The following is a 17,312-nucleotide window of genomic DNA, read 5'->3' as shown; positions in this document are numbered from 1 at the left end:
GGGGGCGGGTGCGTGGACAGCGCGCACCCGCCCCCTACGCGTCCGCGTGCGCAGGCGGCTTCGGGTGCGTCCGCTGGTGGCGGAGGGTCACCACCCACAGGCCCTTCTGGACCAGCAGCGTCAGCGTCCCCGCGAGCACGATCCCGCCGAGGTTCGCCAGCAACTGCTGGATGGACCCGGTCATCTGGCTGTAGTCGCTGTAGCTGAACGCCACCGCCGCATTCGCCGCGGCGGGCACGGTCGTCACCGAGATCGCGACACCGATCAGCGCCCCGGACTTCGCCGAGGTCAGGGAGAGCGTCCCGGCGATGCCCGCGAGGAACGCCACCACGAACGACATCCAGTCCGGCTGCCAGACGAACGCCGTGTTCGGCCGGTCCGCCTCGATCATCGCGGCGTCGAACAGCCCGAGGACGTCCATCAGCCAGGCGAAGCCGGCCGTCAGGACCATCGCCGCGGCGAAACCGCCGACCAGGGCCCACAACGACCGCCACACCAGACGCGGGGCGCGCTGCACCAGGGCCGTGGAGATCCCGGCCAGCGGCCCGAACTCCGGGCCCACCGCCATCGCGCCCACGATCAGGATCGCGTTGTCGAGCATCACACCGCAGGCGGCGAGCATCGTCGCGACCGCGAGGAACGACACGTAGGTGATGCTGAACGTCGAGTCCTCGTGGGTGACGTCCGTCAGCTCCTCCCACAGCACCGCGTCCGCGCCCTCGCCCGGCGCCTCCTCCTCGGCCCGGTCGGCGCTCGCGGAGAGTGTCAGGTCCAGGTTCTCCACGGTGATCGACCCGTGCTCGTCGATCCCGAGCCGCCGCAGCGCCCCGATCAGCTCGTCGCCCGCCTCCCGCGCCACGTCGCACATCACCACGTCGCCCGCCGGGTTGCGCGCCACCCCCGGCAGCACCACGAGATGGGTGGTGCCGACGGTCCGCTCCAGCAGGCCCGTCACCTCGTCCGTACGGTCGGCCGGGACGATCAGGCGTAGATGCAGCACGGTGCACCCTTTCCGGGGTCAGAGCTTGCGCAGGGACAGCCGCTGGACCTTGTGGTCGGGGCCCTTGCGCAGCACCAGCGTGGCACGGCCCCGCGTCGGCGCGACATTCTCCACGAGATTGGGCTTGTTGATGGTCCGCCACATCGTCGCCGCGTACTCCATCGCCTCCGACTCGGAGACCTGGGTGTACTTGCGGAAGTACGAGGACGGGTCCTGGAACGCCGTCGCGCGCAGCTTGCGGAAGCGGTTGAGGTACCAGGTCTCGATGTCCTCGGGCCGCGCGTCCACGTACACACTGAAGTCGAAGTAGTCCGCGAGCCCGACCCGGGTGCGGCCGTCCTTGCCGGGCAGGGCCGGCTGCAGCACGTTCAGTCCCTCGACGATGAGGATGTCCGGGCGCCGTACGGTGAGCCGCTCGTCCGGCACGATGTCGTAGATCAGGTGCGAGTAGACGGGGGCCGTCACCTCGTCCTTGCCCGCCTTGATGTCGGCGACGAAGCGGGTCAGGGCGCGCCGGTCGTACGACTCCGGGAAGCCTTTGCGTGACATCAGCCCGCGCGAGTGGAGCTCCTTCATCGGCAGCAGGAAGCCGTCCGTGGTCACCAGCTCCACCCGGGGGTGCTCCGGCCAGCGGGCCAGCAGCGCCTGGAGGATACGGGCACTGGTGGACTTGCCCACCGCGACACTGCCCGCGACCCCTATGACGAACGGGGTCCCGCGCTGCTCCCCGTGCCCGTTGCCCGCGTCCCCGAGGAAGGTGTTCAGGGCGCTGCGCAGCCCGGAGGTGGCCTGGACGTACAGATTGAGGAGGCGCGAGAGCGGCAGGTAGACGTCCCGCACCTCGTCGAGGTCGATGACGTCCCCGAGCCCGCGCAGCCGCTCCACCTCGTCGGCGGTCAGCGGCAGCGGCGTCTTGTCGCGCAGCGCGCTCCACTCCGCCCGGGAGAGGTCGACGTACGGCGTCGCGGCGTTCTCGGCGCGTCGGTTCGTGCTCCGTGTCGGCGAAGTGATCACGGGTTCATTGTTGCGGGAGTTTTAACGGAGTGGGGGGTGGGGTCGGTCACGTGGGGGACGGGCGGGGGCCGGGTTCCGGCGGATGGGGGGTGGGGAGGGAGGCCTGCGGCGTGCCGCGCCATGCTGCACAAGACCGTGCATATTGTCCCATTTATGCTACGACTTCATTCTGTGCAGGCCGCCCGCCAACGGCGCGTGGCGCTGTCGACCGGAGCCCTGGCTCTGACGGCAGCGATCATGGCGATCTCCCTGCTGCCCGGCGCCGTGCCGGCCACGGGCAGCAGTGCCGCAGCCGTTTCGCCCACCCTGGTGGAGGAGACCTTCACCGGAGCGACCGCGAACGGAGACTTCGAAGCGGTGGGGCCGGCCTGCTTGACGGGCGCCGCGCCCGAGCAGCCGCCCGCAGGCAACACGCCGCATCCGCTGGGCGGTTGCTCCGACACGGCGGTGGGGCCCGTACCGCCCCGCAACGGGGCACCGTACGGCTACCTCCAGCTGACGGACGCCGGCAACGACCGGGCCTCTGCGGTGATCCACAACAAGGCGCTGCCCGCGAACGAAGGGCTGGAAGTCTCCTTCGACCAATGGCAGTACGGAGGCACGCCGGTCGCGAACCCGGCGGACGGCATCTCGTTCTTCCTGGTGGACGGGGCATCCGACCTGTCGGGGCCAGGGGCGTTCGGCGGGAGCCTCGGCTACGCCCAGAAGCTGCCGAACGACGACGCGAACATGGACTTCGTGCCAGGTGTCGACCATGGATATCTGGGCGTCGGCCTGGACGTCCTCGGGAACTACTTCGGAGACTGGGAACATCGCGGCAACGGCTGCGCGCGGCGTTCCCCCGCCGGTACGGGATTCCGCGTTCCGGGCCCGGGGAGCAACATGGTCACGGTGCGGGGGCCCGGCGACGGCACCGAGGGCTACTGCTTCCTGGCCGCCACCACCAGCAACCTGACGACGACGGCGCCGTGGCCGTCCACCCTTCCCGGCAAGCTCCAGGGGCCGACCACCGCGGCCGACCTCCCTGCGGGGACGACGCCCGAAGCGGCGCAGCAGATCCTGGAGGCGTCCCGCCGCACCGTGACGGTGCGCGTGAGCCCGGCCCCCGACCCGACGCTGACGGTGCTGGTCGACTTCCATGACGGGAACGGGACTCAGCAGGTCCTTGAGACGGCCGCTCCCCAGCCGGTCCCCGCCACGTACAAGTTCGGCTTCGGTGCGTCGACGGGGGGCTTCACCGACGTCCACCTCATCCGTACGCTCTCCGCCCGCTCGCTGAAACCCCTGCCGGAGCTCAATCTCGTGAAGCAGGTCAGCATCGCGGAGCCGCTGCCCGAGGTGATCGTGCCGGGGACGCGGGTGCCGTACGAATTCGTGGTGACGAACTCGGGGGGTACCGACCTCACCGACGTCACCGTCGACGACCCCACCGTCGGACCGGTGACCTGCCCGGATACCACCTTGGCCGCCGGAGCGACGATGACCTGCACGGCGTCCTACACCGTCACCGGTCGCGACGCCGGGCGCGGCTACATCTCCAACACCGCTGAAGCATCCGGCAGGAGCGGTGACGAGGCGGTCGTCTCCCCGCCGTCGAGTGTGGATCTGCCCCTGGGCGGCGTGGTCGGTCTGACCCTCGACAAGCAGGTGGACGACTCGCAGCCGTACGAACTCGGGGACGAGGTGGAGTACAGCTACGTGGTCGGCAACGTCACCGACAGCCCGGTCGAGGATCTCCGTATCCACGACGACCTCCTCGAAGGCGTCACCTGTGAGTCCACCACGCTGGCCGGGCAGGGGACACCGGGCGACAGCACCACCTGCACGGGCACCTATGTGGTGGACGAGGACGACGTGGAGCGGGGGAGCGTGGTGAACCACGCGGTCGCGACGGGCAACGGCGGCGCGGTGAAGTCGCCGCCGGACCGGGCGACGATTCAGGTCAGCACGTCCACCCCGACGCCGACTCCCACCCCGACTCCTACTCCGACCCACACCCACAGGCCCACCCACAGGCCTACTCCGACCCACACCCACAGGCCGACTCACAGTCCCTCTCCTACTCCGACCCACACCCACAGGCCGACTCACAGTCCCTCTCCTACTCCGACCCACACCCACAGGCCGACCCACAGTCCCTCTCCCACTCTGACCCACACCCACAGGCCCACCCACAGTCCCTCTCCGGCTCCCACGCACACCCAAAGCCCCACCCCGGCCCCCACGCACTCCCAGCCGTGGCCCGGCCCTACGTCCACGAACCCCGGCGATCACGGCGGCCAGATGCCGGACACGGGGGCGCCGATGCTCCTCCCGCTGGGCATCGCCGCAGCGGTCGCGGCCGCGGGCGGTGCGCTGATCCTGGTGCAGCGCCGGTCGAAGGCGACCCCGCACGGGTCGCAGAAGCGACGCTCGCACTGAGCGTGACCGCTTGACGGAAACAGGCCGGCCCGGCGCCCGCGATGGCGCCGGGCCGGCCTGCGTCCGGGTGCCTTGGGGCAGCGAAAAGGCCGGCCCGGCGCACAGGGCGCCGAGCCGGCCTTTCTCTGCGAGTTGGCAGTACTGGGAGTACTAGTCCGTGCCGGACTCCATCGCGGCGCGGTCCAGCATCTCGTCGGCTTCGGAGACCTCGCCGCGGGAGGCGATGGCCTGGGCGCCGCCCTCCGGCAGTGAGCCGATCAGGCCGGTGGCGGCGGCCTGGGCCGCGCCGATGGCCGGGTTGGCGGTGCCGATCAGGCCGAGGCCCGCGTACTGCTCCAGCTTGGCGCGGGAGTCGGCGATGTCGAGGTTGCGCATCGTGAGCTGGCCGATCCGGTCGACCGGGCCGAACGCGGAGTCCTCGGTGCGCTCCATGGACAGCTTGTCCGGGTGGTAGCTGAACGCCGGGCCCGTGGTGTCGAGGATCGAGTAGTCCTCGCCGCGCCGCAGCCGCAGCGTCACCTCGCCGGTGACGGCGGTGCCGACCCAGCGCTGGATCGACTCGCGCACCATCAGCGCCTGCGGGTCCAGCCAGCGGCCTTCGTACATCAGACGGCCGAGGCGGCGGCCCTCGTTGTGGTACTGGGCGAGGGTGTCCTCGTTGTGGATCGCGTTGACCAGGCGCTCGTACGCGGCGTGCAGCAGGGCCATGCCGGGGGCCTCGTAGATGCCCCGGCTCTTGGCCTCGATGATCCGGTTCTCGATCTGGTCCGACATGCCCATGCCGTGACGGCCGCCGATGCCGTTCGCCTTCATCACCAGGTCGACGGCGGAGTCGAACTTCTCGCCGTTGATGGTGACCGGGCGGCCCTGGTCGAAGCCGATCGTGACGTCCTCGGTCTCGATCTCGACCGAGGGGTCCCAGAACTTCACGCCCATGATCGGGTCGACGGTCTCCACGCCGGTGTTCAGGTGCTCCAGGGTCTTCGCCTCGTGGGTGGCGCCCCAGATGTTGGCGTCGGTGGAGTACGCCTTCTCCGTGCTGTCGCGGTAGGGCAGGTCATGGGCGACCAGCCACTCCGACATCTCCTTGCGGCCGCCGAGCTCGGTCACGAAGTCCGCGTCCAGCCAGGGCTTGTAGATCCGCAGGTGCGGGTTGGCGAGGAGACCGTAGCGGTAGAACCGCTCGATGTCGTTGCCCTTGTACGTGGAGCCGTCGCCCCAGATCTGTACGTCGTCCTCGAGCATCGCCCGCACCAGGAGCGTGCCGGTGACGGCGCGGCCGAGCGGCGTGGTGTTGAAGTACGCCCGCCCGCCCGAGCGGATGTGGAACGCCCCGCAGGTGAGCGCGGCCAGCCCCTCCTCGACGAGCGCCGCACGGCAGTCGACCAGACGCGCGAGCTCGGCGCCGTAGGCCTTGGCGCGGCCGGGCACGGAGGCGATGTCGGGCTCGTCGTACTGACCGATGTCGGCGGTGTAGGTGCACGGGACGGCACCCTTGTCGCGCATCCACGCGACCGCGACCGAAGTGTCGAGGCCGCCCGAGAAGGCGATGCCGACGCGCTCGCCGGTGGGCAGGGAGGTGAGGACCTTAGACATAGGAAGATTATGCATCACCTCGCATGATCATGCAACACGAGGTGGATTCTGTGCTTCCGGACCCGTCTGCGGGGCCGCGCAGCCGGGTCCCGCGTGTCACTCCTCCCTGTGATTGTCGCCCCGTCGCAGCACCGGCGCGCGAAGTCGTTCGGCGGAGCGCGTGAAAGCGCAGCTCAGGGGGGTTTCGGACAGGGTGGCGACGCCCCGCCCGGACGCTGCGCCGCGGGCCGAAAGGATCCGGAGTGCCCGGGCTCCTCAGCACGGCTGTTCCGCCCGCCAGTTCGTTCGCCCTGGTCGACGGCGTGGCAGGCGCCGGAGCCGGCCTGGAACGCTGTACGGAACTGCTGCGGGGCATGGGACATCATGTGGCCGGTGCCTGGGTCATCGTCGACCGGCACGACGGCACCGCCGACCGGCTGGCCCGCCTGGACGTGCCCCTGCACACCCTGCTGACCATCCGGCAGATCGGATCAGCGGCCCCACCGCCCGGCCGGGCGGGCGCGGCATCCTCCGGGACGAAGGCAAGAACGGACGTGGCACCATGACCGACCTCTCCACCCTGCTCGCCGAGAACCGCTACCCCGGGCGAGGGGTGCTCTGCGCCCGCACGCTCTCGGGCGACGTGTGCGGCGGCTACTTCCTGACCGGCCGCAGTGCCGCCTCCCGGGACCGCACCCTGCTGCCCCAGGGTGACGAACTGGTGGTGGCCCCGGCCGCCGCGACCGCGCACGACGCGCTGCGCCACTACGTCGCGGCCCAGCAGACCGCCGACTGGCTGGTGTTCGGCAACGGCGAGCAGGTGTCCACCGTGGCGGACCGGCTGCATGCCGGTGCGTCGGCCGCCGATTCGCTCGGTGACCTCGCCTACGAACCCGACCCGCCGATCCTCACCTCCCGGATCACCGCGCTGCTCAGCAGGCGGGCGCCGAACGCCGCGGTGTTCGGCGCCGCCCGCCCCAGCAGCGGATCCCGGACCTCCGCCAACGTCATGACGCTGACGGTGAAGGACCTGGAGCCGGGTGAAGTCGTTCTGTTGACCACCTACCGCTCGGACGGCGTCGACGTGGCGACGGCGCAGCCTTTCGCCGAGTCCGTCACCCGGGCCCGGACTCCGGAGGAGCTGCTCGACGAGCTGTGGACCTCGCTGTCCGGGGAGTACCGGATCGCCGCCGCGGTCCTCGACCCGGGAGCGAGCCCCGGCGCAGCCCTCCTGCGATCCGCCTGACGCCTGTGCGGGCTCCAGGGGGCGACGTCCGTGCGGAGGCCGAGCCCCCTGGCGCCTATGCGGGCCTGCCCCCACTCACCCCACCGTCAGCACCGCGTTCCCCCGCACCCGCCGCCCCCGGATGTCCGCGATGACCTCGCCGGTCCGCGACCAGTCCCGGACCGAGCCGATCTCCGGGTGCAGCCGCCCGCCGGCCACCAGCCGGACCAGCGTGGTGAGGTCGTCGGCGTACGTCGTGTCCGCGCGGGTGTAGTCGAAGTGGGCGATACGGGCCTGGGCCGGGCCCTTGAAGAAGTCGAAGAAGTCCAGCGTCACCGGCGTACGGCTCGCCTGGCCGAACCAGACCAGCAGCCCGCCCGGGGCCAGCCGGGCCAGGGCGGCGGGCATGGAGTCGCCTCCCACCGACTCCAGGACGATGTCGTACGGACCCCGTACCTCGTCCGTTGACGTCACTACGGCGGAAGCGCCCAGGTCCAGCAGTCTCGCCCCGCGCTCCGGCGTCGCACTGACCGCCGTCACCGCCGCGCCCGAGGACGCCGCCAGCTCCGTGACGTAGTGGCCGACGCCCCCGCTCGCCCCGGTGATCAGCAGCCGCCGGCCCGCCACCGGGCCCGCCGCCCGGAGCAGCCGGAGCGCGGTGATGCCCGCCAGGGGGAGGGCCGCCGCGGTCACCGCGTCGATGCTGTCCGGGAGTTCGGCGATGCTGTGGACGGGTACCGCGACGCGCTCAGCCCAGCCGTACGCGGGCGGGTGGGCCACCACACGGGTGCCCGCCGCCGGGCCCGTGCCGTCGGCCGCGGCCCGTACGACCGTGCCGGCGACATCCTTGCCGGGCCGCCAGCCCGCCCACCGCCGGTCCAGGTGCCCGTCCAGCTGGAACGTCTCGCCCCGGTTGACCGAGTACGCCTCCACCGCGACCAGTACTTCCTCGGCAGCCGGATCGGGCTCCGGAGCCTCGCCCAGGAGGACCAGGCCATCGGTCGTGGGGATCACCGCTCTCATCGGATGCCCCTTCCTCACGCGAAGACGACGGTCTGGGCGTGCAGCGTGTCGAAGTGCTCGCGGACCGAGGCGATGCGGCCGCTCCGTACCGTGAACACGGCCAGGCAGTGCTGGTCGTACCTGGCCCCCTTCCGGGTCAGACCCCGCGTGTTCCATTCCGCCAGGACGCGCTCACCCTCCGCGATCACGCCCTCGAACTCGATCTCCAGCGACTCCGGCACCAGCCGGGCGGCCATCTGCGCCACGAACTCGTCGAAGATCTCGTCCGGCCCGGTCCACGTGCCCGACACCGGCAGGTCCCCGGCGAGCGTCCAGGTGACGTCGGCGTCGAAGAACGCCCGCAGCCGGTCCATGTCACCCGCGGCAAGCGTGTGCATGTAGTCGAGGACGACGTCCTTGGGGGTGGGGGTGGGGGTGGTTTCCATGATTGCGGTGGCCCTTCCTGCGGCTTCTGCGCTCTGATTCCTGAAGGCTAGGAAGGGGAGGTCCGGACAGGGAAAGACCTGTTCTCGATCGGTCCAGAACCGGTCGGCATCACCGCTGGTCAGCCGGGGCTCGTATGCTGCTGCGCATGTCAGAACTGCGGCGCCTGCGCTACTTCCTGGCCGTGGCCGGGGAACGCAACTTCACCCGCGCCGCCGAGCGCCTCCACATCGCCCAGCCCGCCCTGAGCAGGCAGATACGCGAACTGGAGAAGGAGTTGGGCGTCCAGCTCCTCGACCGCACCACCCACTCCGTCGAACCGACCGAAGCGGGAAGGGTGTTGATGGAGCGAGGCACCGCACTCTGCGAGGACGCCGACCGGCTCTGGCGCGACGTACGCGGCTTCGCCGAAGGCGAGCACGGCACGCTGGCCTTCGGGTACAGCATGAGTACGAGTTACGAGACGGCCCCCGCACTCCTCGCCGCCCTGGCCGGACGGCTGCCGGGCCTCACCGTCACCACGCGCCTGCTCCCCACCGCCGAGATCCTGGCCGCGGTCGCCGACGGCACCCTCGACGCCGGCCTCGTCCGCTGCCCGCCGCCCACTCCCGAGCTGGTGCGGACGCTCGTGCGGCTGGAGCCGCAGGGCGTCCTCATGGCCGCCGGACACCGCCTCGCAACCGAATCCGTCATCGACCCCGCCGCTCTCACCGCCGAGACCCTCCTCGTCCACCCCCGCGAGGCCAACCCCGGCCACTACGACGCGATCACCGGAATCCTGGACCGGGTCGGCGTCCACCCGGAACTGATGCTGCGCCCGCTGTCGTTCGACGCCGGTCACACCCCGGTGGTGCGCGGCGACGCGGTCTCCGTGGTCGGCGGTTCGGCCGCGTCGAGCCTTCCCGCAGGCCTGGTGTGGAGGCCGTTGTCCGGGGGAGCCGTCATCGAGCTGCACCTTCTGACGAGGGGGCGGGGTGCACGACCCGTCGTGGCCCAACTCCTTCGTACGGCCCGCGAGACGGCTCGTTCGGGCGGCTGGCTGCGGTCGCCGGACGCGGCGGCTAGGCCGTAGCGGCGAGCTCCCACCGGCACTCGGCGCAGTTCCCCGGTTCCGGGGCTCTGAAGGCGCGTTCGCAGCCGTCGCAGTTCTGCAGCGGGTCGTAGAGCGGGGACCGGCCGGTGGGCGGGAGCGGCGGCGGGAGCTGTTTGGTCAGCCTGTGCCCGAGGAACTTGACCGGGTACTTCAGGGGCACGGGCAGGTCCGTCGTGAGCACTTGCCTGATGGCGGCGGGGGTGGCCTTGCGTTCGAGCCAGGCGGCGATGGCGGGGGTGAGCGTTTGGACGTCGTCCTCGGAGAGGTCGAACGCGGTCGCCCGGTGGTTCAGGGCGACCAGGAGCGCCGAGGCCGTCCGGTCCAGCTCGGGACTCGGCGTCTCCGGCAGGGGGAGGGGCGGGGTCGGCCTCGGCGGCGCCGACGGGGGCTCGGGCGTCAACGAGGGCGGCGTCGAGTCGAGAGCGATGTGGGCGGTTCTCGGGGCCTTTTCAGGTGCTGTAGGCGCCCGCTTCGCTCCTGACTTCACCGCCGGGCGGGCCGTTTGCGTTGCCGTGCAGGGCTGGTTGAACGAGGTCGTGCGGGTGACGACGCGGCCGGACGGGAGACGTTCGCGGGTGCGCTTGAGGTAGCCGTGCGATTCGAGTTCGCGCAGCGCTCCGGCGATACGGGCCTCGCTCTCCGGGAAGCGCTCGACCAGGCACTTGATGCCGACCTTCGCCCCGGCGGGCAGCGACTGGATGTGCGTGGCGAGGCCGATCGCGATGAGCGAGAGCTCGTGGTGCTGGGCGAGGTGGTTGCCGATGACCGTGAAGTGGCTGCTGTGGCGCACCTTCACGTGGACGACGCCGCCGGACGGGGCACGGGAGGGCGCGCGGGAGGGGGAGATATCCTGCTGGGTATCCATCGGGAAGCTTTCCTCTTCCTCGGTGGTCAGGCCCTCGCTCGGGATGCCAATCCCGGCGGGGGCCGTCACAGTCTGAAGTTCGGTTTCGTGAGCATATGCCAGGCAACCGGGGCGGAATCCAGCCCTGTTGGCCAACCTCACCCGTGCGAGTGACGGGCGCTCGCGACGCGCTCGCGGGTGAGCGGGGGGCCTGCTGAGGTCCACCCGGGTGGGGTTGGGCTTGGTTGGTTTCTTCTTCTCAAAGGACTTAAAAGCCTTTTACGTCGTGAGCCGCCGCGTCGCGGTCGACCGCGTCGTACTTCATCGCGTCGCGGCTCACCGGGTCGTGGTTTCCCGACCCGGTGAGCGCGATCTCCGCCCAGACGGTCTTGCGCGGGAACGGCCCGTTTTCGATGCCCCAGCGTGTGGCCAGTGCCTCGACGAGCAGCAACCCGCGCCCGCACTCGGACGGTTCGGCCCGGCCTCCTGGACGCGGGGCAGTTGGTCCCCGCGCGCATCCGCCACCTCGATACGCAGCGTGTCCCCGTCGACCGTCAGCAGGACGCGGAAGTCCCGCCCGGGTACGTATCCGTGCAGCGCCGCATTGGCCGCCAGTTCGGCGACGACATGGCTCGCGTCGTCCAGCGGCAGGCCCCAGGAACGGAGCTGCTCGGTGGCCAGCAGCCGGGCGAGCCGGGCGCCCCGACGGGTCGCGGAGAGCTGTACGGCGAACTGGCCGCTGCGGGCACGCGGTTGGGTGATTTCTCGGTTCACGTCACTCAGCGTGGCCGCCCGCGCCTACCCTGAACAGCATCGACACGTGTACGGACGGTGACTGTCCAGCGGCTGTACGGACCTGTCCCACGCGTACAGCGGTCGGGTGCCGGTCACGGGTGGAGGCGGGTGGCGTATGGGTGTCAACGACGGTACGGACGGCTCAGGGTGGGACGTCGCACCCGAAGATGATTCGGGTGCGGTGATCGCGGCGGTGGGCCGGCAGATCCGGCTCTGGCGAGAGGCGGCGGGGTTACGCGCTGCGGAGCTCGGTGAGGTGATCGGATACGGGGAGAACCTCGTCTACAAGGTGGAGGCCGGGACGCGGATTCCGAAGCCGGAGTTCCTGGACCGTACGGACGAGGCGGTGGGCGCGGGCGCCTGGGCCGACTTCGTCTCGTACGCATCGGCCAACTGACCGGTACACAGTCCGCGCACGCCCCCAGGACCTGCCGCGCACCTTCGCGCCGCAGGTCCTGGATGCAGCCGACTCGTGACCCGTAACCCCACCGCGCGGGGCGGTTCTTCGTGTCGGCCCACGGGGACAGGGGAAGGGCGGTGCGTTCGCGGCTCCTCAGTCGATGCAGAACTCGTTGCCCTCGATGTCCTGCATCGGGATGCAGGAATCAGTACCGTCATACAGCGTTTGCAGGTGTACCGCGCCGAGCGGGACCAGACGTGCGCACTCGGCCTCAAGTACGGCGAGCCGTTCCTCGCCCACGAGTCCGGTGCCGACCCGCACGTCGAGATGCAGACGGTTCTTGGCGGCCTTCCCTTCGGGGACGCGCTGGAAGTACAGGCGCGGGCCCACCCCTGACGGATCGATACAGGCGAACCACGCGTCCCGCTGCTCAGGTGGCAGCGAGAGCTTGAATTCGTCCCACGTGGCAAACCCGTCCGGTGGGGGCGGTACGACGTATCCCAACACCTCGCACCAGAAGCGAGCGAGGCGCTCGGGCTCCGCGCAGTCGAAGGTGACTTGGAACTGCCTGATCGATGCCATCGGCCCTCCACGTGCTGGTCAACGAGACCCCGGATGTCCACGACGCGTGGAGATGCGGACGCGCCACCAGGGATGCATCGATGGCCCCCTGTCGTCGTGCAACGTGGTGATCTCGGTCAAGGCGGGCGAGCCTGCCACGCGATCATCCGAACCTCAACCAAATTTTCCACCTGCTGACGGGGTCCGGCCCGGCTCAGTGGTCGACCATCACCTGGCGGACCTCGACGGGCTGCTGGGTCGGTACGCCACCGGGGCCGGGGACCGCGGAGATGCGGGCGGCGATCTCCAGGGCTCGTGCCTCGGACTCGACGTCGAAGATGTTGAACCCGGCCAGGAACTCCTTGAACTCGGCGTACGGACCGTCGGTCACCATCGGGGCCGCCGCGCCGTCCGCCCGGACGATCCTGGCCTGGCTCGGGTCCGCGAGGGCGGTGAAGGAGACCATCTCGCCGCTCTCGGTCAGCTCCTTCGAGAGGGCCTCGTAGTAGTTGAAGTGCGCCGCGATGTCGCCGGGCGCCCATGTGTCCATCGGCTCGTCGAACACTCCGCCGTCGTGGTTGACCAACAGCATGAACTTCGGCATGAGAACTCCTCGGTGGTGTGCGCAGCGCCCTTGCGACGCTCCCACCCCACGAACGGGGCCGACGGGCGATTCTCTACATCGTTAGTGAAGATCCTCGAAGATTCTTTTCCCGGTCCGGAGGCGCTTGTCGGTCATCGCCACGCGGCGATGACGTCCTCCGGTCCCCAGTGCGCGGTCAGTCCCTCGGCAGCCGCGCCCGTCGGAGGTCGACGGCTGACGGCGACCAGCGCGGCAGCCTCCGCCCCCGGTACCTGCTGTGCGGAGGCGACGAGTTCGGCGAGATCGCGTGTCCCGAACGGTGTCTCGTCGCGCCACTTCACCGACCCCACGAAGGACACGCGGCGCGCCACGGGCCGGCTGTCCGCGCCGATGAGGTCGACTTCGGGGTTGTTCTGCCTGTTCCACCAGCCACCGACCTCGACGGCCTCGGGGAAGAGGCCGTCGGGGATCCGGCGGGCGAGTGACTCCCTGATCACCGGCTCCACCGCGCGTCCCCGCCACGACGGCCAGGAACGCTGAATACGTGCGGCTGAGACCTCGCCCCTGCCTCTCTCCGCCTGCGCGACGGCGTCCTCCAGATGTGCGAGCCAGAAGCGCAGATAGGTGTCCGCGATGCGGTAGCGCTTGAGCTTGGGGGCCGCACGTGTGGACAGGGGGAGATCGGCGGCCACGATCCGCTTCGCCTCGGTGAGTTCGGTCAGTATCGGGGCGAGCGTGCCGTGTGCCAGGGCGCGCCCGTCGGCGCCCCCCGTGCTTGCCGCGATACCGGAGAACGTCCGCTCGCCGGAGCCGATCGCCCGGAGCACCCGGCCTGCCTGGAGGCGAGCGGGAAACTCCGCCGCGAGGGATCGCTCACCCGTCGTGAGCAGGACCGATGAGGGGTCCTCCACCTGGCGGTCCAGATATCCGGCGACTGATTCCCCGGTCCGCCAGCCGGTCACGACTTCGGGGAAGCCCCCGGTGACGAGATAGGCGTCGAGTGCTGCCGCGGCATCCAGCCCCGTGGAGTCCTGTACGTCGGCAGGACTGAGCGGCCCCACCGTGTACTGGCCGGCCCGACCGTAGAACGGATGGTCGTACGACGTCAGCCGGTCCATCATCGCCATATCGGATCCGAGCAGCAGCAGGAGCACCGGTTTCGTGGACAGGTGCATGTCCCACGCCGTCTTGAGTGCCGCGTCGAACCCCGGGTCCGACTCCGACAGCCAGGGGACTTCGTCCAGTACGAGAATCACCGGCTCGTCCGCGGGCAGGGCGGCCGCGACGGCGGCCAGCGTCCGGACCCAGTCCTCGGGGGCGGCGGCGTGTTCCAGCGCCGATCCGTGGTCCCGCATCCCCTGGCCACCGGCGACGGCGTCGAACAGCGCACGCCGTGCGAGGGGAGCAGGCTGACTTCGGGTCGCCTGGAAGAAGACGTACGGCTGCCCGGACCGTGCGCAGAACTCCTGTACGAGCCGCGTCTTGCCGATCCGCCGTCGGCCCTTGATCACCAGTGCCTGCCCGGCGCTGCCGCCGGTCGCCGAGACGACGCGCTCCAGCCATGCTCCGAGGATGCGCAGCTCACGGGTGCGTCCGGTGAAGGCCACGGGCTCTCCTGAAGTAGGAATGGCTCAAAGTATGAGCCGTTCCTACTTTACCGCTCGTCGCCTCGGGCTACCCCCGGAACGGCCGGTACGTCAGCTGCTTGACGCGCCGCAGGAACGGCATCGATTCCACGTGCTCGACGCCCTCCAGCGCGCCCAGGTGTTCGCTCAGGTAGCGGTACAGGTGGCCCGTGTCGCGGGTGATCACCACCGCCACCAGGTTGGACGGGCCCGTGGTCGCCGCCGCGTAGGCGACCTCCGGGTGGGTGGCGAGCGCCTCGCCCACCGTGTGGAGGGCGCGCGGTGCGGCGGTGATGCACAGCATGGTCGGGTGGCGGAAGCCGAAGGGGGCGGCGTCGAACTCGACGTCCACGTAGAGCGCGCCCGAGGCCACGAGCCGGTCCATGCGGCGTCTCACCGCGGATTCGGAGCGGCCCGTCGCCTTCTGGAGTTCGGGGTACGTGGCCCGGCCGTCCGCCTCCAGGGCGGCGACCAGCGGTTCGTCCTCGGCGGTGATGACGGCCGGGCCGGGGTGGTCCGGGAGGGGTGTGGTGGCGGTGAGGGCGGCTGCCTGGCCGGGGGAGAGCGCGCCGCTCTTGTGGAGCCAGCCGGACGGGCCGCCGTAGAAGCGGTGCAGCAGCTGGTGGGCGCGGATGTCGACGATGTGCGGGGTACGCGGCAGCTTGCCGAGGAGCAGGTCGTCCGCGTCGTCCCGGGAGCGGACGTTCGCCGTGCAGGTCACCTCCGTGCCGCCCGAAGTGAGGCCGATCCACGCCGTGTCCGGGCGCTTGGCCAGGGCTTCGGCGATGGCTGTCGCGCCCTCGGGCGCGCAGCGCACGCGCAGCAGCCAGTGGTCGAGCGAGTCCTCGGCGGCCGCGCAGCGGACCCCGACGACCCGGAGGTCCGCCTCGGAGCGCAGCCGGCGGAAGCGGCGGGCCACGGTCTGGTCGGAGACGCCGAGCACGGTCGCGATCCGGCTGAACGGGGCGCGGGCGTCCAGCTCCAGCGCGTGCAGGATCTGGAGGTCGAGGGCGTCGCCCACGGTGTCGGATTCCATGGGTGCTTGCCTCGTTCATGTCGAATTCCGGCGCTTGATGGCCTCCGGCCGGTGGTTTCGGCCGCACCTCTCCGATCGTACGGGAGTGGTCGCCGGCCACACCGAAGCCGTACAGGCGTACAGGGAGAAACACATGCGCAAGTGGGGGCCGCTCACCGCGGTCTGTCTGGGAACGTTCATGCTGCTGCTCGACGTCACGATCGTCATCGTGGCGCTGCCCGACATGGCACGGGCGCTGGAAGCGTCGCTCTCCGATCTGCAGTGGGTCATCGACGGCTACGCGCTCGCGCTCGCCGCGCTGCTCCTGGGCATCGGGGCCGCCGCCGATCTGCTCGGGCGGCGCCGGGTCCATGTCGCGGGCGTCGTGCTCTTCGCCGTCGCTTCGCTGGCCTGCGGGCTCGCCTCGTCGCCCGCGCTGCTGGTGGCCGCGCGCGGGGTCCAAGGGGTGGGCGCGGCCGCGATGTTCGCGACCACGCTGCCGTTGCTCGCCTCCGTCTACCAGGGCAGGGAGCGGTCCGTCGCGCTCGGGCTGTGGGGCGCGGTGAGCGGGGGCGCCGCAGCGATCGGGCCGGTGGTCGGCGGACTGCTGACCGAGGGGCCCGGGTGGCGCTGGATCTTCTTCGTGAACCTTCCGGTCAGTGTCGCCGCGGTCTGGCTGACGGCCCGGACGGTGCCCGAGTCGCGCGGTGCACGGGGCCGGCGGATCGACTGGGCGGGGACCGCGAGCTTCGCGGTGTTCGCGGCGGCGGCGACGTACGCCGTCGTACGGGCGGGGAGCCTGGGATGGACGTCGGGGCGCACGCTCGCTACGTTCGGGATCGCCGTGCTCGCCCTGCTCTGCTTCGTGTTCGTCGAACGGCGCGTCGAACACCCGTTGCTGGAGCTGTCGTTGTTCCGGAAGTCCGCGTTCACCGGCGTGATGGCCGGGGCGCTCGCGTACAACATGGCGGCCTTCGCCGTACTGCCGTACACCTCGATCTGGCTGCAGACCGTGCTCGGGCTCAGCCCCGTCCAGGGCGGCCTGGCGCTCCTGCCGCTGGCCGCGACGGCGTTCGTGGTGGCGGCCGTCGGCGGGCGGCTGCTGCACGGGGTGCAGCCGAGGCTGACCATCGGCGTCGGGCTCGCCCTGATCGGTGTCGGCACACTCGGCCAGGCGGTCCTCGGCGCGGGCTCCTCGTGGCCGGCGCTGCTGCCGGGGCTCGTGGTCGCGGGCATCGGCACCGGGCTGGTGTCCCCGGCCCTCGCGGGCGCCGCGCTCGCGGCGGTGGAGCCGGAGCGGGCGGGCATGGCGGGCGGCGCGGTCAACACCTTCCGGCAGCTCGGGTACGCCTTCGGGGTGGCGGTGTTCGGGACGGTGCTGACCTCCCGGATGGGGGAGACGCTGAGCGAGGGGCGGTCCCACGCCCTCGCGGGCGGCGGTGCGCCGGGGCTGCGGGCGGCGGGGGTGCCGGAGCAGGCGCTGCGGGCGGCGTTCGCGTCGGGGCTGAACACCGCGGCCGTGGTGGCCGGAGTGGTGGGGATGGTCGCCGGGGTGGCGGTGCTGGTGCTGGTGAAGGGAGCCCCGAAGGGTGCCGGGCGCCCGGTGCCGGAGGCGTCGCGGGTGCCCGCGCGGTAGATGGGGGCCGGGCCCGACGGGCTCGAAGTGCCCGACCGGCCTGGTTGGTGGGCTTGAAATAGTGGTTGCTTCTGCGACT

The 17,312-nt window shown here is 71.1% G+C and carries 15 protein-coding genes and 2 pseudogenes; 6 read left to right on the top strand and 11 right to left on the bottom strand.

What is annotated here, in order from left to right:
- Positions 1-34: 34 nt before the first annotated feature.
- The gene (locus ACIOEW_RS11730) at positions 35-1,000 is read right to left on the bottom strand and encodes a DUF389 domain-containing protein (protein ID WP_401963441.1); all 966 of its coding nucleotides are present in this window, start codon (positions 998-1,000) and stop codon (positions 35-37) included.
- Positions 1,001-1,018: 18 nt separating this feature from the next.
- Positions 1,019-2,014, bottom strand: a complete 996-nt coding sequence (gene coaA, locus ACIOEW_RS11725) for a type I pantothenate kinase (RefSeq protein ID WP_401963439.1) — start codon at positions 2,012-2,014, stop codon at positions 1,019-1,021.
- Positions 2,015-2,167: 153 nt separating this feature from the next.
- Here coaA and ACIOEW_RS11720 point away from each other — a divergent pair, with 153 nt between their 5' ends.
- Positions 2,168-4,435, top strand: a complete 2,268-nt coding sequence (locus ACIOEW_RS11720) for a hypothetical protein (RefSeq protein ID WP_401963437.1) — start codon at positions 2,168-2,170, stop codon at positions 4,433-4,435.
- 150 nt (positions 4,436-4,585) lie between these two features.
- On the opposite strand, the gene argG is transcribed toward ACIOEW_RS11720, so the two are convergent.
- Positions 4,586-6,031, bottom strand: coding sequence for an argininosuccinate synthase (gene argG / locus ACIOEW_RS11715; RefSeq protein ID WP_326738122.1), 1,446 nt, complete (start codon positions 6,029-6,031; stop codon positions 4,586-4,588).
- 242 nt (positions 6,032-6,273) lie between these two features.
- Here argG and ACIOEW_RS11710 point away from each other — a divergent pair, with 242 nt between their 5' ends.
- Together ACIOEW_RS11710 and ACIOEW_RS11705 are read left to right on the top strand one after the other, a co-directional pair.
- On the top strand, positions 6,274-6,576 hold the full coding sequence (locus tag ACIOEW_RS11710; protein WP_401963436.1) for a hypothetical protein: 303 nt from the start codon (positions 6,274-6,276) through the stop codon (positions 6,574-6,576).
- Positions 6,573-7,256, top strand: coding sequence for an IMP cyclohydrolase (locus ACIOEW_RS11705; protein WP_401963435.1), 684 nt, complete (start codon positions 6,573-6,575; stop codon positions 7,254-7,256). Before ACIOEW_RS11710 ends, ACIOEW_RS11705 begins: the two co-directional genes overlap by 4 nt.
- 75 nt (positions 7,257-7,331) lie before the next feature.
- Here the strand turns inward: ACIOEW_RS11705 and ACIOEW_RS11700 are convergent, their stop codons facing one another.
- Together ACIOEW_RS11700 and ACIOEW_RS11695 are read right to left on the bottom strand one after the other, a co-directional pair.
- A complete protein-coding gene (locus ACIOEW_RS11700) occupies positions 7,332-8,258 on the bottom strand; it encodes a zinc-binding dehydrogenase (RefSeq protein ID WP_401963433.1) in 927 nt (308 codons plus the stop codon).
- A gap of 14 nt (positions 8,259-8,272) precedes the next feature.
- Positions 8,273-8,683 (bottom strand): nuclear transport factor 2 family protein, encoded by a 411-nt coding sequence (locus tag ACIOEW_RS11695; protein ID WP_401963432.1) that lies wholly within the window; start codon positions 8,681-8,683, stop codon positions 8,273-8,275.
- Positions 8,684-8,829: 146 nt separating this feature from the next.
- Between ACIOEW_RS11695 and ACIOEW_RS11690 the strand changes: the two genes are divergently transcribed.
- Positions 8,830-9,753: a LysR substrate-binding domain-containing protein gene (locus ACIOEW_RS11690; RefSeq protein WP_401963430.1), complete on the top strand. Its 924-nt coding sequence runs from the start codon at positions 8,830-8,832 to the stop codon at positions 9,751-9,753.
- Here ACIOEW_RS11690 and ACIOEW_RS11685 read toward each other — a convergent pair.
- Positions 9,743-10,639 carry a helix-turn-helix domain-containing protein gene (locus ACIOEW_RS11685; RefSeq protein WP_401963428.1) on the bottom strand — a complete coding sequence of 299 codons (897 nt, stop codon included), beginning with the start codon at positions 10,637-10,639 and terminating at the stop codon, positions 9,743-9,745. The two genes, ACIOEW_RS11690 and ACIOEW_RS11685, sit on opposite strands and share 11 nt — an antisense overlap.
- 247 nt (positions 10,640-10,886) lie before the next feature.
- A pseudogene (locus tag ACIOEW_RS11680) lies at positions 10,887-11,392 on the bottom strand (ATP-binding protein).
- 136 nt (positions 11,393-11,528) lie between these two features.
- On the opposite strand from ACIOEW_RS11680, the pseudogene ACIOEW_RS11675 reads away from it, so the two are divergent.
- Positions 11,529-11,771, top strand: a pseudogene (locus tag ACIOEW_RS11675) (helix-turn-helix domain-containing protein); the annotation flags it as partial.
- Between the two features lie 195 nt (positions 11,772-11,966).
- Here the strand turns inward: ACIOEW_RS11675 and ACIOEW_RS11670 are convergent.
- The 4 genes from ACIOEW_RS11670 to ACIOEW_RS11655 all read right to left on the bottom strand — a co-directional run bounded on the left by ACIOEW_RS11670 (position 11,967) and on the right by ACIOEW_RS11655 (position 15,618).
- A complete protein-coding gene (locus ACIOEW_RS11670; RefSeq protein ID WP_401963426.1) occupies positions 11,967-12,395 on the bottom strand; it encodes a VOC family protein in 429 nt (142 codons plus the stop codon).
- Positions 12,396-12,588: 193 nt separating this feature from the next.
- Positions 12,589-12,978: a YciI family protein gene (locus tag ACIOEW_RS11665; RefSeq protein WP_401963425.1), complete on the bottom strand. Its 390-nt coding sequence runs from the start codon at positions 12,976-12,978 to the stop codon at positions 12,589-12,591.
- Between the two features lie 131 nt (positions 12,979-13,109).
- The gene (locus ACIOEW_RS11660; protein ID WP_401963423.1) at positions 13,110-14,564 is read right to left on the bottom strand and encodes an ATP-binding protein; all 1,455 of its coding nucleotides are present in this window, start codon (positions 14,562-14,564) and stop codon (positions 13,110-13,112) included.
- 67 nt (positions 14,565-14,631) lie between these two features.
- Positions 14,632-15,618: an Lrp/AsnC family transcriptional regulator gene (locus tag ACIOEW_RS11655; RefSeq protein WP_401963422.1), complete on the bottom strand. Its 987-nt coding sequence runs from the start codon at positions 15,616-15,618 to the stop codon at positions 14,632-14,634.
- 133 nt (positions 15,619-15,751) lie between these two features.
- On the opposite strand from ACIOEW_RS11655, the gene ACIOEW_RS11650 reads away from it, so the two are divergent.
- Positions 15,752-17,233 carry an MFS transporter gene (locus ACIOEW_RS11650; protein ID WP_401963420.1) on the top strand — a complete coding sequence of 494 codons (1,482 nt, stop codon included), beginning with the start codon at positions 15,752-15,754 and terminating at the stop codon, positions 17,231-17,233.
- Positions 17,234-17,312: the final 79 nt, after the last annotated feature.

It is taken from the genome of Streptomyces sp. NPDC087901 (assembly GCF_044742205.1).
Lineage (GTDB): Bacteria > Actinomycetota > Actinomycetes > Streptomycetales > Streptomycetaceae > Streptomyces.
Note: the sequence above shows the minus strand (reverse complement) of the source record. Positions and strands in the feature narration are given on the sequence as shown.